This window comes from Chitinivorax sp. B, from assembly GCF_005503445.1.
Taxonomy (GTDB): domain Bacteria; phylum Pseudomonadota; class Gammaproteobacteria; order Burkholderiales; family SCOH01; genus Chitinivorax.
Map to the genome: position 1 here is coordinate 124,857 of NZ_SCOH01000006.1, position 13,858 is coordinate 138,714.

8 protein-coding genes are annotated in these 13,858 nt (G+C 55.1%); 5 read left to right on the top strand and 3 right to left on the bottom strand.

Annotated features, from left to right (window positions below; translation table 11 throughout):
• Nucleotides 1-8: 8 nt before the first annotated feature.
• Nucleotides 9-6,830, bottom strand: a complete 6,822-nt coding sequence (locus tag FFS57_RS05840) for an EAL domain-containing protein (RefSeq protein ID WP_137936824.1) — start codon at nt 6,828-6,830, stop codon at nt 9-11.
• A 282-nt stretch (nt 6,831-7,112) separates the two neighbouring features.
• Between FFS57_RS05840 and FFS57_RS05845 the strand changes: the two genes are divergently transcribed.
• Together FFS57_RS05845 and FFS57_RS05850 are read left to right on the top strand one after the other, a co-directional pair.
• The gene (locus FFS57_RS05845; protein WP_137936825.1) at nt 7,113-7,586 is read left to right on the top strand and encodes a VOC family protein; all 474 of its coding nucleotides are present in this window, start codon (nt 7,113-7,115) and stop codon (nt 7,584-7,586) included.
• 313 nt (nt 7,587-7,899) lie between these two features.
• Nucleotides 7,900-8,799, top strand: coding sequence for a LysR family transcriptional regulator (locus FFS57_RS05850; protein WP_137936826.1), 900 nt, complete (start codon nt 7,900-7,902; stop codon nt 8,797-8,799).
• A gap of 9 nt (nt 8,800-8,808) precedes the next feature.
• Here the strand turns inward: FFS57_RS05850 and ccoG are convergent, their stop codons facing one another.
• Together ccoG and FFS57_RS05860 are read right to left on the bottom strand one after the other, a co-directional pair.
• A complete protein-coding gene (gene ccoG, locus FFS57_RS05855) occupies nt 8,809-10,215 on the bottom strand; it encodes a cytochrome c oxidase accessory protein CcoG (protein WP_137936827.1) in 1,407 nt (468 codons plus the stop codon).
• A gap of 205 nt (nt 10,216-10,420) precedes the next feature.
• A complete protein-coding gene (locus FFS57_RS05860; protein ID WP_137936828.1) occupies nt 10,421-11,929 on the bottom strand; it encodes an NAD(P)H-hydrate dehydratase in 1,509 nt (502 codons plus the stop codon).
• 192 nt (nt 11,930-12,121) lie between these two features.
• On the opposite strand from FFS57_RS05860, the gene FFS57_RS05865 reads away from it, so the two are divergent.
• From FFS57_RS05865 to FFS57_RS05875, 3 genes are read left to right on the top strand one after another with little or no spacing between them, the layout of a single operon-like run.
• Nucleotides 12,122-12,544 carry a GNAT family N-acetyltransferase gene (locus FFS57_RS05865; protein WP_137936829.1) on the top strand — a complete coding sequence of 141 codons (423 nt, stop codon included), beginning with the start codon at nt 12,122-12,124 and terminating at the stop codon, nt 12,542-12,544.
• A 9-nt stretch (nt 12,545-12,553) separates the two neighbouring features.
• A complete protein-coding gene (mltG, locus tag FFS57_RS05870; RefSeq protein ID WP_137936830.1) occupies nt 12,554-13,558 on the top strand; it encodes an endolytic transglycosylase MltG in 1,005 nt (334 codons plus the stop codon).
• A gap of 3 nt (nt 13,559-13,561) precedes the next feature.
• A complete protein-coding gene (locus FFS57_RS05875) occupies nt 13,562-13,852 on the top strand; it encodes a YciI family protein (protein WP_137936831.1) in 291 nt (96 codons plus the stop codon).
• Nucleotides 13,853-13,858: the final 6 nt, after the last annotated feature.

Sequence of the window (13,858 nt, forward strand, 5' to 3'; positions counted from 1 at the left end):
ACAGATGGTCACCCTGGCAATGCTGGGTTGGGCGCCCATAGCCCTGCGTGGGCTTCATCGACGACACCGGTACGCAGCAAGCGTTCATGCAGCGCAAAGGCATCGGCGATAATCGTGCGCAGTTCGTGACGTTCCCAGGGTTTGTTGATGAATTTGTGCACCGTACCATCATTAATGGCCTCCAGAATGCCTCGAAAATCCGAGTGCCCACTCAATAGCAGTCGTACCGCTTGTGGGCTCAGCTGCCTGACACGTGTCAGAAACTCCAATCCAGTCATATCCGGCATGTGCTGATCACATAAAATCACGCCAACGTGATGGCAAGCCAGTTGCTCAAAAGCAATCTGCACATCATTTGCCAGCAGCACGCGATAGTCGGCATCTCGCAAGTCACGCTCCAAAGCACTGGTCATGTTGAATTCGTCATCGATGATCATCAGCGTATGCTGTACTGACGATCGCCGCATACCGATCGGTGCCCGGATCAATCCCTCCCGCAGCAATGCAGAGCAAGCATCGGCCGGCATCGCTGCGCTGAAATAATGACCTTGTACTTGATCGCAGTCGCGACCTTCCAGCAGTGCAACCTGCCCCGGTGTCTCAACCATTTCGGCAATCACCTTGAGTCCTAACCGATGTGCCATCGAAATAATGGCATCCGTAATGGCCAGACTACGCGGATCAGACGTGATCTCCTTGACGAAGGAGCCATCCAGTTTCAATTTATCAATTGGAAAGCGCTTCAGATAGTGCATGTTGGAATAGGCGGTACCGAAATCGTCAATAGCCAATTGCACGCCCAGCTCCTTCAATTTGTACATCAGTGCAATATTCTTTTCCGGGTCATCCATCGATACGCTTTCGGTCAGTTCCAACTCCAGATATTGGGGTGACATCCGCATCGACTGCAGGATGTTGGCAAGCTGTGTTTCCAGACCGCGGCGGCGAAATTGCTTGGCTGACACATTCACGGCAATGCTGATCGGTGGTAGGCCCGCTTCCTGCCAGGTACGGTGCTGCTGGCAGGCCTGTTGAATCACCCATTCACCCAGCGGTTCGACCAAACCGGTTTCCTCGGCAATCGGAATGAATCTCGCAGGCGAGATATTGCCCAGTTCGGGGTGCTTCCACCGCAACAATGCCTCCAGCCCAACGATCCGACCCGTTTTCAATTCAACTTGTGGTTGATAGTGCAATGACAGTTGCTCGCGTTCAATGGCATGACGCAGTTCGCTTTCGATGTGCACCTTCTCGGACAAACGATGCCCAAGTTCGGGGCTATAGGTCTGCAGATTGTTTCGGCCCTCCTGCTTGGCCAGGTACATGGCTGCATCGGCAAATCGCAACAGATCATCGGCACTGCGGCCATCTGTCGGAAAAGCGCTATAGCCGACACTGCAGGTCACCACCAGGTCACGTCCTGCCAGATTGATCGGCTCCACGACCCTGGCCAATACGCGCTGGATGATCCTGGCATCCTCGCTGCTATCCGCCGCATCCTGCAGTAATAGCACGAACTCATCCCCACCAATGCGGGCGATCGTGTCGGTTTCCCGCACACAACTACTCATCCGCCCCGCCAGGGTTTTCAACAGTTCATCACCCACCTCGTGACCAAAGCTGTCGTTGATCCATTTGAAACGGTCCAGATCGATAAAGCACACTGCACAACGTCCATTGCTACGCTTGGCGAAGGCAATAGCCTGGGTCAGTCGATCCATGAAGACATTGCGGTTGGGTAGATTGGTCAAGGCATCATGTGTCGCCTGATACTGCAACGCACTTTCCAGCCGCTTGCGCTCAGTAATGTCTTGCACCATGCCTTCATAACATACGACCTCATGATGCTCGTTACGCACGACATGGGCCGTAATCGCCAATTCAATCTCGGCACCATCGGCACGCCGTGCCGGCAATTCGATATTGCGGATCGCACCTTGTTGGCGAATCGCCATGGCCAGACTGTCGCGTGCCTCCCGGCCAAGGAACACATCAAACGGCTGCCGTCCAAAATTGACCATCAGGTCTTCCGGCGACAGACAACCCAGAATCCTGGCCAAGGCGGCATTGGCCATCAACAACTGGCCATCCCACTCGCAGCGGAATATCCCTTCGGCGGCATTATCGAATATGTCCCGATACTTGGTTTCCGCTTCCAACAGCTTGATTTCTGCCTGCTTATGCTGTTCCATCTCGGATGCCAGCTTTTCGTACAGCAATGCATTCTGGATGGAGATTGCAGCCTGGGTCGCCAACAAATTCAGCAGCTCGACCCGTTCGGCATGAAATACCCCAGCCAACTGGCTGTTTTCAAGGTAAAGCATGCCCATGAGCTCATGTTGACGCAGAATGGGCATGCACAGTACCGATTTGGGCATCAGTGCAACGATATAGGGGTCGCTGACAAACAAGCCATCAATGGTCGCATCGTGCAACACCACACAAGCCAGAGTCCGTTCCACATACTGCGTAATCTGCAGCGGTAGATCCAGCGGGCTGGGTAGCGATACGGGCTGGTCGCGCTGTGCCAGCACCAGCGGTGTGGCCGTCGCCTGGCTGGCTGCTACCACCCAATGTTCGTCCCGTTTCAGCAACAGCTTGGCCTGTTGAGCACCTGCACTTTCCAGCACTGCATGCAGCAACTGACCCAGCAACTTGTCGAGCACGATCTCGCTGGAAATGGCTTGCGATGCTTTCAGTACTGCTGCGATATCCAACTCATTCAGTGACGGACCATCGTCAATCCGGCTGAGCCTGCGCTTACCCATATGCGCAATCGGGGGCAATTCATTACTCAGCGTATTGGTTGCCGTCAGTGCGGGGGTGGCCGTCGAAGGCAAAAATTCCGTCAACAGGCGCGGATAGGCACTCAGCAAGGCAGCAGCCTTACTTTTGGCTCCCCAGGCCACATAGCCGAAACGTGCCTTGCGCATATAGATGCGCCCGAAATCCAGCTTGCCCTGCTGCAACCAGAATTTGGCCGCCAGTTCATTGGCCAATGCTTCATGATGGATGTACCCACTATTGCCCGCCGTCTGGATCGCCGCATCGTACAACTGCATCGCATGCTCGTTTTCACCCCGCGCACGAGCCAACTCAGCCGATACCAATTGGTACTGGTGCAAGAAGTTCGCCGGGCAGTGCTCGGCCCAGGTCAACAACTGCTGCTGATTGCGCTCCACCTGATCCAGCGCGTTGCCGCCCACATCCACATCCGGGTACAGCGCCAGCAGGATCAGCGAGTGATAGCAATTCAGTGAAGCCTCGGCCAGATTGCCTTTGACATAACCTTGCAGGGCACGTGCATCCTCCAGGCTGCTCAAGGCCAATTCCGGCGCCCCGTACAGGTACAAAGCAAACGCTTTGCCCATACGATAGAAACACACTGCTGCAAAACTTCGATGCTCATGACTGGCTGCCAGGTACTCGCCTTCCGTGATATCGACAATATCAAAGGACAAAGTACTGCTGGTTTCGCCAGCCAAATTGGCCGCCACCAGCCGGCATCCCAGAATATTGTCGGTCGACAGGTTATGCTTGACCCGCCGGGTAAAAGACAAGTGTCGGCCAGTCTCCGTCAGCAACTGATTCAGATTTTCGCCACGCAGGAAACCATTCAACGTGCGGCAGTTGGCAAGAATGTATCCGATGAACTGGAACTCGCCGGACTCCATGCCCGCACGTTGACCTTCATCATTGAAGACGTCAGCTTCCGCCACCGGGCGAATCCAGTGATTCAGAAACATTCCCATGATCAGGCAGGCTTTGCATTTCAAACTGTGGCTGCCATATTTCTCTGCCAGTCGCAGGCCCAACATGCCGAACTCGTAACCTAACTGATACCGCCCACGATTGGCCGCCAACGTATTGCCGAAACTGGCATAGCCCTTGGAGGATTCCGGCACATTGCCAAATTGCATCGACAATTTGGTCATGCGTGCCAATACCCAGCTATACAGCGTGTATCGATTGGTGAAGTAGATGGTGGTATGTACCGTCATCATCACCTTCATGACCGCCATCACCTTGGGATCAGTCATGGGTGGCAAATCGATCAACGATGCAACGGAACGGCCCTGCAATCCGGCTTCGACTTCGGCCAATTCGGCATCCACCGCACTGGACAACTGATCCACCGGTGGAAAACCCATACCAAGCAATGCCAGCGCCTTGCTGGCCGATTCCACGGCTTCTTCGTTCTTGCCCAGCATGGTCAATTGAGTGACCAGTTGCGCATAGGCCTCGCTACGGTCTATCAGTTCCGCCCGTCGCCAAACGAAGTCGATCAACCTTTCCGAGGCTTCATAGTTGCCGTTCAGGTACTCGGCTTCTGCCCGTTCGCGGTGCAATGCCAAAGTCAACTCGTACCGATTGTCCCAGTCACCGCCAAAAGCTTCCATTCCCAGTTGGAGATAGCTCAGGGCCGCCCCGTAGGCTGAGGCGAACTTGGCCTTGCGGGCCGCGTCCAGGTTCAATTGTGCCAATGCGATCCGCTCGTCATCAGACTGAATCAGCATCAGACCACGATTCAAATGATCGACCACCTCAAACAGTCGTTCATTGCGTGCAGCTTCACCCAGGTTACTCACCAACAGACGACCTACCCGTAGATGCAACCCTGGCTTCTCATCATCCGGGATCAGTTCGTAAGAAGCCTGCTGCACCCGGTCATGTAGGAACTTCAAACGGTGATACACCAGTGTCGATTCCGGATTATTCGGCTCCAGAATGGTCAAGTCGGAGGCCGGCAGCAAAATACCGTCGCGTACTGCCGGGAACAATTGCTTGTAGCATTCGGCCGGACGCTTTTCGATCACCATGGCCAGCGTCGACAATTCGAACCGGTTGCCCAGACAGGCCGCCAGCTTCAGCGCATGCACCGTTCCCGCCGGCAATTTACGCAGCTTGGTCAGCATCAGTTCCACCACGTTATCCGTGATGTCTGCCTGCTCGATACGCTGAATATCCCATTGCCAGCGAGCCTGATCCGGGTTACTAGTGTCGACATGGAATTGGATCATGCCTTCCTGATACAAGGTCGACAAAAATTGGCCAACAAAGAACGGGTTGCCCGCTGTCTTATGCAGCACCAGCCTGGCCAACGGTTCTGCTGTCTCTGCCTTGCAATAAAATGCATCACAGATCAGAGCGGTCACATGCGCCAGTGTCATTGGCAGCAAGACAATCAGCGATGCAGGTGCCGCTTGCCGATCCAGCCGGTCGGTCAACATAGTCAGCGGGTGTTGATCATTCACCTCGTTATCGCGAAACGCACCGATGATCATCAAATGCTGAGCCTCATCATCCACCAGCAATACTTCAAGCAACTGCAACGTCGCCGAATCCGCCCACTGCAGGTCATCCAGAAAGATCACCAATGGATGCTCGGGTTGGTAGAACACCCGGATGAAACGTTGAAACACCATATTGAAGCGGTTCTGGGCCTCGCGTGGTGGCAAGGCGGCGATTGGGGTCTGCGGCCCCAGAATCAATTCCAGCTCGGGAATCACATCGATGATCAGTTGCCCGTTCTGCTCCAGCGCATCCTGTAACAGCTTGCGCCAGCGCATGACACTGACTTCATCTTCAGTCAACAACTGGCTGATCAGTGCCTGCAAGGCGATCACCAGCGCGCTGTAAGGCACCGTACGCTGAAACTGGTCAAACTTGCCACTGACAAAATAACCCCGCCGCATGGTGATGGGTCGGAACAGCTCCTGCACCAAGCAAGTCTTGCCAATACCGGAATAACCAGCGATCAACATCAACATTCGCCCACCACGGCTGACATGTTCGAACGCATCGAGCATCTTTTCAATTTCCGCTTCGCGGCCATACAACGTCTGCGGCAAATGAAAACGGCTGGGAACATCGTGTTCGGCCAGCCGGAAAGGGTCGATCTGATCATGTTCACGCAGGCTTAACAGGCAAGTGTCCAAGTCCGCCTTGATACCCCATGCACTCTGGTAACGGGCCTCTGCCGTCTTCTCCAATAGCTTGTCAACGATATCCGACACCGTTTGCGGAATCGTCGAATTCAAGCGCCACAAAGGCACCGGCAACTCGGCCAGATGGCAATGCACCAGCTCCAGTGAATCCTTGCCGGTGAAAGGCAGGCGACCTGAAAACAGCTCGTACAGGGTAACACCGAGCGAGTAGAAGTCGGTACGATAGTCCAGTACCCTGTTCATACGCCGGGTTTGTTCCGGTGACATATAGGCCAGCGACCCTTCCAGCATGTCCAGATTCTTGATGGATGGGTTTTCCCTCGACAACTGTGAAGCAATGCCGAAATCGATAATCTTCAGTTGTCCGGTTGCCGCGTTGTAGACAATATTGCCCGGATTGATGTGCTTGTGGACGATATCATTTGCATGGATCTCCGCGATGCCTTCCGCAATCAGGCTGGCCACACTCAGGCACTCCTCGAGCGGCATTGGGTGAGCAGTCAGCCAATGCCGCAACGAGTGTCCGCCAATATCCTCCATCACCAGTACTGGCTTGTTTCTGCTGAATACCAAGCCATAAGCGGCAGCGGCACATTTGCACTGATTCAGTTGTGCAGCAATTTCGTATTCCCAGCGATACGAGGCAACAGCCTCCGGGCGCGGATAGTCCTGGCGCAACAGCTTCAACACGACAGACTGCCCTCTTAGCAGATCAATCGCCCGGAAAACCTGGGTGCAAGGGCTTTCGTACAGCTTCTCCTGAATATCGAAACCAACCACTGAGAACATAGCGCACTCGCCAAGGTAGATGGATGAACTAGGTTGCCAATCAATACCGCACAGTAGGTGGAAGGTGACAGGTTGTGTCTGTTTCAGCCACATCGCCAGACGCGTAAAATCATGCCGCAGTCGTGCGGGCAGCCCAGCTCAGCGCATTACGCCATGCGCCAACGAACGGCCATACACACCCCCTTATGGATTTCACCCATGCGCTGGCCGATAATCTATATTTAGCTCATCATGGGGTGAATTACTTGAAATTCACCCTAATTAAATATTTTGCATATTCAAATATACAAAATAAAAAATCAACACCAAAAATAGGGATGTCCTCACCTCAATCACAAGCAAATACATCGCTTCTCTTACCATAGGGGAAATTAAATGAACCAACCAGTCCAAGCCATACCGGATCGCTACACCTCCGCCATTCCCTACTTGACGATCACCGGGGCGGACCGTGCCATCGAGTTCTACAAAAAAGCATTCGGCGCCACCGAGATCATGCGCATGAACGATCCAGCGGGGCAGATCATGCATGCCGAGCTGCGTATTGGTGACGTCATCATCATGCTGCACGAAGAAAATCCCAACTGGCAGGCACTCAGCCCCACCAGCATTGGCAATTCACCCGTCAGCGTGATGTTTTACACCACCCATGTCGACGACATCATGAACCAGGCAGCGGCAGCCGGCGCCACCATCACCATGCCGGCACAGAATATGTTCTACGGGGATCGCTGTGGCAATCTGGTCGATCCATTCGGCCATAAATGGATGGTGGCCACACACATTGAGGAAGTATCGTCGGAAGAACTGGCCAAGCGGGCTGCCGCCATGTTTGCCGAGCAATGTTGAAATAACGAAACCACGGAACCACCGGGCTGGCCAGATCATCATTTGGCCAGCCTTATTTTGTGCTGATCGCCTTGGTTATTAATACGTGGAGTAAATATTTACCCGCCTACTCTTTGACATTTATAATCCAGCCTAATTGAAATTGCCTCAATGTCATCCAAATTATTGTCAACTTGCATGCCTGGGCATGCATGATGCATCTTGCCCTCTGCTACGCACGCCCTGCCAAAGCGGCGTATAGTGCAGACCAATCACGCAGGGGCTGGTTTTGCTCCCCTTCTTCAACGACATCAAGGCACGATATCGTCTGACCATGGATAGACTCACCGCCATGCATGTTTTTGTGCGGGTTGCCGAATCCGGCAGCTTTACCCGAACCGCCGATCAGCTTGATCTGCCACGAGCAACCGTTTCTACCGCCATCCAGCAATTGGAAGCCTCGCTGGGCGCACGCCTGTTGCACCGAACGACCCGTCGCGTTCACCTGACTCAGGATGGTGCTGCGCTGTTGGAGCGATGCCGGAGCATCCTGGCTGATATGGACGAAGTCGATAACATGTTCCGACAAACAGCATCCCGTCTGAGCGGCAAACTGAAAGTGGATGTACCCAGCCGCTTTGGCCGGCGCTTGCTGGCACCCGCATTACCTGCCTTGTTCGAACGCCATCCGGACCTCGAATTGGAACTGGGTGTGACAGATAGAGCCATTGACTTGATCCAGGAAGGCGTGGACTGCGTGGTCCGTGTCGGCAACCCAGGCAACAGCAGTCTGGTTGCCCGACCCCTGGGCGAATTTGCCATGATCAACTGCGCCAGCCCAGCCTACTTGGCCCAGCACGGCCTCCCAGCCAGCCCGGCTGATCTGGATCATCATTGGGCTATCCAGTACGCCTCTCCCAGTACAGGCAGAGTGGCCCCGTGGGAGTATCAGCAGCAAGGCGGATTGCAAGTCCGAGCGGTTCGCGGCCGAATCACCGTGAACAATGCAGAAACCTACATCGCCTGCTGCCTGGCTGGCCTGGGTTTGATCCAGGTACCGGCTTATGATGTACAGGATCACTTGGCCAACGGTGAATTAATTGCGGTAATGAACGATGCAACAGCCGCCCCCATGCCTGTCTATGCCCTTTATCCACATCGCCGTCATCTTTCACAACGGGTACAGATTTTCATCGACTGGCTGGCATCATTATTGTTGACGCCACTGCGCTGACTATCGGGCTCAAGGCAGGATGAATGATGAAATCTGGCTGGCACTATCGCCGGGCTGATCCATCGCCCTGACCGCGATCACAATCGGATTCGCACCGCCATGACCTGCCGATTTGTCCACCGAGAGCGAGACAGGCAATGGATAACTACTGCCCGCAGCCACTTCCACGACCTCCGGCTCAGCCAAAGTCAAGCCCGGCAATCCGCTGACCTCGACCTTGAAGTAGCGAGCCTTATCAGCCTGATTATGGATATGCAGGGTATAGCTGTTTTCCACCCGGCCATCGCCCAGCTCCCGCATCAAGACCAGCCGATCGCGAATCACATCGACCCGCAATGGCATGCGATGAATCAACAACCAGATACTGCCAATGGTCAACCCAATCAGCAAGGCACCATATAGGGCCACCCTTGGCCGAAACAGTCGCATGGCCTGTTCACCGCGCGACAACATCCGCTCAGAAGCGTAGCGGATCAGCCCTCGCGGTCGCTCAAGTTTGTCCATGACCGTATTACAGGCATCCACACACAGGCCACAGCCAATGCACTCATATTGCAATCCATGGCGGATATCAATGCCGGCTGGGCACACCTGCACACAAATACCGCAATCCACACAGTCTCCCGGTTTGACCGCCCCTTGTACTGCCTGGCGACGTTGATGACCACCACGAGGTTCGCCACGTGCCGCATCATAGCTGACGGTAAGGGTATCCGGGTCGAACATGACCCCCTGGAAACGCGAATACGGGCACATATGCTGACAGACCTGCTCGCGCAGAATACCAGCCTGCAGATAGGTGAAAACGGCATAGAACAACAGCCAGAAGCCTTCCCATGGGCCAAGCAACAAGGCTGGCATACCCGCAACCAGATCACGGATCGGCGTAAAGTAGCCGACGAAGGTCATCCCCGTCACCAGCGACACACCAATCCAGGCTCCATGCTTCAACGCCTTGCGGGCCAATTTGCGCACATGCCATGGCTGTTGATCCAGCTTGATCCGGGCCAGATGATTGCCTTCCACCCGGGCCTCGATCCAGGCAAACATGGCGGTATAAACCGTTTGCGGACAGGCAAAGCCGCAAAACACCCGGCCGGCCACTGCCGTAAAAAAGAACAATCCAAACGCCGCCATCATCAGAATGGCCGCTAAATAGACGGCGTCCTGTGGCCACAATATCAAGTCGAAAATATAGAATTTGCGATTGGCGATATCGAACAGTACAGCCTGACGCCCCTGCCAGGGTAACCAACACAGGCCATAGAAAATCAATTGAGTCAGGAACACCATACCCCAGCGGAGCCGGTTATATCGGCCCGCTGTTTCACGGATATGGATTTTTCCCTGTTTGCGGTAGAAATGAACAATCTGTGGTTTGACAGCGATTGTGGCGCCTGAGGAAGCCGTGGGCATGCGACCCATCCTTGTGTCGAATTGAAGCCCACGCAGTAGACCATGCCCACAGCCACTATAACAGATTCACCAAGTCAAATATCCAGCTATAACAGTTTGTATCAGCATCGCTCCGCTGGTTGCAGCAGATCACGCAGGCAACAGCAAGCAGATGACTGAACATCAACACAGCCATCACTGCAGCGTCACCACAATAACCCTGCCATCATGCATGGCGATTCCCAGTCTCCATCCGCCACCCTTTGGCCAACCCACGCAGCACTGCCCGTGCTGCATCGATAACCTCAGAAGCAGTCAGCCCGACCGGTCCGATCCCTTCATTCACCAACTTGTCGGCCGCAGCACCATGTAGATAAACCGCCAGTTGCGCCGCATCATATCCATTCAACCCTTGTGCCAACAGTGCCACCGCCATGCCGGCCAATACGTCACCCTGTCCGCCATTGGCCAAGCCGGGGTTGCCACTGGTATTGATGCACCAGGCACCATCATGGGCCATGCAGATGCTACCGCACCCTTTCAATATGACGTCTGCCCCAAAGTGATCGACCAGGGTCGAGGCGGCTTGTAGCCGATCCGACTGGACTTCGGCTGTACTGCAACCCAACATGCGAGCAGCTTCGGCCGGATGCGGCGTTAACACGGTCACGTCCCGACGGGTAGCCAACTGCGTTGCCAAATCAGGTTTATCGGCAATCAGATTGAGCGCGTCGGCATCCAGCACGAGCGGCAGGGGACGCCGCAGAGCCAGATCCAGCACATGTACCGCATCGGCACTTTTGCCCAATCCAGGCCCCACGACCAAGCAGGTCAGATGATCAAGATGGAACAGATCTTCGGCATGGCGTAACATCATTTCCGGTTGCAGATGATCAACTCGAGGGGCATCCTGATCGAGCAAGCCCAGCGTTACCCGTCCGGCACCCAGTTTGAGCGCAGCACGCCCGGCCAAAAGTGCCGCACCGACCATGCCAGCCGCCCCCCCTACTACACCGACACTGCCAAACAGCCCCTTGTGGCAGTTACGGCGACGAGGCACCAACAAGCCGGCTACATCCGCGCCATGCAACGCTCGCCCCGCAGGTGGCAACAACATTGGCGCGTCCATTCCCAGTGAGGCCATGATGACCTCACCGGCATGATCCGGCCCTTCATGGGTCAACAGACCCGGCTTCAATGCGATAAAACTGATCGTCCAACGTGCCATGATGGCATTACCCAATATGGTGCCCGTTCTTGCGCACAAGCCACTGGGTATATCCAACGCCAGCTTCGGGGCAGCGAGCTTGTTCAGGGTATCGATGACGTGGCACCACGCCTGATCCAGCGGCCGATTCAGTCCAATACCAAACAAGCCGTCGATCACCAATCGATACCCCGGCAACGGCACCGGCATGGCCCGCAACCAAGGCCTGTCGGTGGCTTGCCACGCCTGCAAGGCACGTGCTGCATCAGTTGGCAAATGTGCCGGGTCACCCAGCAGCACCATGTCCACCTCGTAACCAGCAGCCTGCAACAGCCGCCCGGCCACCAGCGCATCGCCACCATTATTGCCCTGTCCTGCAACGCACAGAATGCGGTTCCCTGTTGGAATATGACTACGCACCCAGTCCGCCACAGCTTGGCCAGCCAATATCATCAGGGGCTGGCTCACCTGCTCGGCCCCCAGGGTTTCCAATGTGCGAATCTGATCAATATGGTAAACGGCGGTCATTGCAGGACATCTCCAGTGACAGGTCTGTGGAACAGGCGCGGTATCTGGCGCGCCATCCGGCATACAGACTGCAAGCATATTGCATTTACAGCCGCTTCGTCAGCCCAAGGCAGCACAATGGTCGACATGCCTGACACCAGGGTGCTGCCAATCAGGTAAAATGCAGGCCTTTGTCCGACCCGACCCACCCGCATGATTTGTATTACCACGCTGACCACGGCACAGATCGATTTGGCCCACTCACTTTATCGCCAAGTAGGCTACCGGCATGCTTGGACAACAGGTGAGACCTTATTTGGCGCTTGGTCAGATGAGCTGCTGGTGGGATGCGTCCGGTTATGCCAGGAGCAAGGCCAATCCGTGTTGCGCGGCATGCAGGTCTTACCCAGCCATCAGCGTCAGGGAATAGGCCGCCGATTATTGGCTACGTTGGTTCAGTCGCTAGACAGTGAGATTTGCTATTGTGTGCCCTACCAACACCTGCTCGATTTTTACGCTCAGGCCGGATTTCGGTCATGGCCATTGAATACAGCGCCAGCGTTCCTGTCCGAGCGGGTAGCACGTTATCGATCCGAAGGCCTGTCAGTCGACCTGATGGCCCGCTTACCTGAATAACACAATAATATGCGCGCACTGACAATCCTGCTCAAAACCCTGCTTTACCTATCGCTGACCGTTGCCATCCTGCTTGGCGGCTGGCTGACCTATTTCGCCCATTCACCGCTGGTTATCGACAGCTACCCCAAGGTATTTACTGTTCGCCAGGGCAGCACCTTGCGTGCAGTATCCCGACAACTCACCCAACAACACATTATTCAGGAGCCCTGGAGCTTCTGGATGTTGGCGCGCTTGACCGGCCATGGTAACAACCTGAAAGCCGGTAGCTATCAACTGACCGAGTCACTCTCTGCTTATCAATTGCTGAACAAATTGGTCAAGGGCGACTTCCACCTGAGTGTCGTCACCATCATCGAAGGTTGGACCTTCCGTCAAATGCGCGAGGCACTGGACCGCAACGAGCACCTGAAACATGACACACAAGGTCTGAGCGATGCCGATATCTTGCGCAAGCTCAATATTCCTCATCAACATCCAGAAGGCCTGTTCTTTCCTGACACCTATTTCGCCGCATTAGGCAGTTCGGATCTGGTGGTGCTCAAACGAGCCTATGACACCATGCAGACCCATCTAGCCGAGGCCTGGAGCGAACGCGCCGCCGACCTGCCTTATCGCGATGCCTATGAAGCACTGATCATGGCCTCGCTGGTGGAAAAAGAAACCGGTCGTGCATCTGACCGCCCTATGATCGCTGGTGTTTTCGCCAATCGCCTGAAGAAAGGAATGCGACTTCAGACCGATCCGAGCGTCATTTATGGCCTAGGCAGCAAATTCGATGGTGATCTGCGTAAAGCCGACCTGCTGACCGATACCCCATACAACTCGTATACCCGTAGCGGCCTGCCGCCTACCCCCATTGCATTGCCCGGCCTGCATTCTCTACAGGCTGCATTGAACCCGGCACGTACCAATGCGTTGTATTTCGTGGCACGGGGGGATGGCGGCTCGCACTTTTCCAACTCGCTCGACGAACATAACCGTGCCGTCGACAAATTCATTCGGGGCCGCTGAACCGTGTTTGTGGTCACGCTGACTTATCTCAGACCAATCGAAGCTGTGGACGCCACGTTGCCGGGGCACGTCCAATACCTGCAACGGCAGTTTGCAGACGGCGTGTTTCTGGCCAGTGGCCGCCGCGTCCCCCGTACCGGCGGAGTCATCCTGGCTCGGGCGGATAGTTTGACCGCATTGCAAGCAGTGTTGGCTGACGATCCCTTTCACCAACTGGGCATCGCCCGCTATGATGTAATTGAGTTCACCCCGACCATGACCGCACCGGGGCTTGATTTATTGAAGGAAACCTAGCCAGAC

Excerpts from the sequence above, each read along its gene's own strand:
- FFS57_RS05840 (WP_137936824.1), bottom strand. The coding sequence starts at position 6,830 with ATGTGGCTGAAACAGACACAACCTGTCACCTTCCACCTACTGTGCGGT.
- FFS57_RS05845 (WP_137936825.1), top strand. The coding sequence starts at position 7,113 with ATGAACCAACCAGTCCAAGCCATACCGGATCGCTACACCTCCGCCATT.
- FFS57_RS05850 (WP_137936826.1), top strand. The coding sequence starts at position 7,900 with ATGGATAGACTCACCGCCATGCATGTTTTTGTGCGGGTTGCCGAATCC.
- ccoG (WP_137936827.1), bottom strand. The coding sequence starts at position 10,215 with ATGCCCACGGCTTCCTCAGGCGCCACAATCGCTGTCAAACCACAGATT.
- FFS57_RS05860 (WP_137936828.1), bottom strand. The coding sequence starts at position 11,929 with ATGACCGCCGTTTACCATATTGATCAGATTCGCACATTGGAAACCCTG.
- FFS57_RS05865 (WP_137936829.1), top strand. The coding sequence starts at position 12,122 with ATGATTTGTATTACCACGCTGACCACGGCACAGATCGATTTGGCCCAC.
- mltG (WP_137936830.1), top strand. The coding sequence starts at position 12,554 with ATGCGCGCACTGACAATCCTGCTCAAAACCCTGCTTTACCTATCGCTG.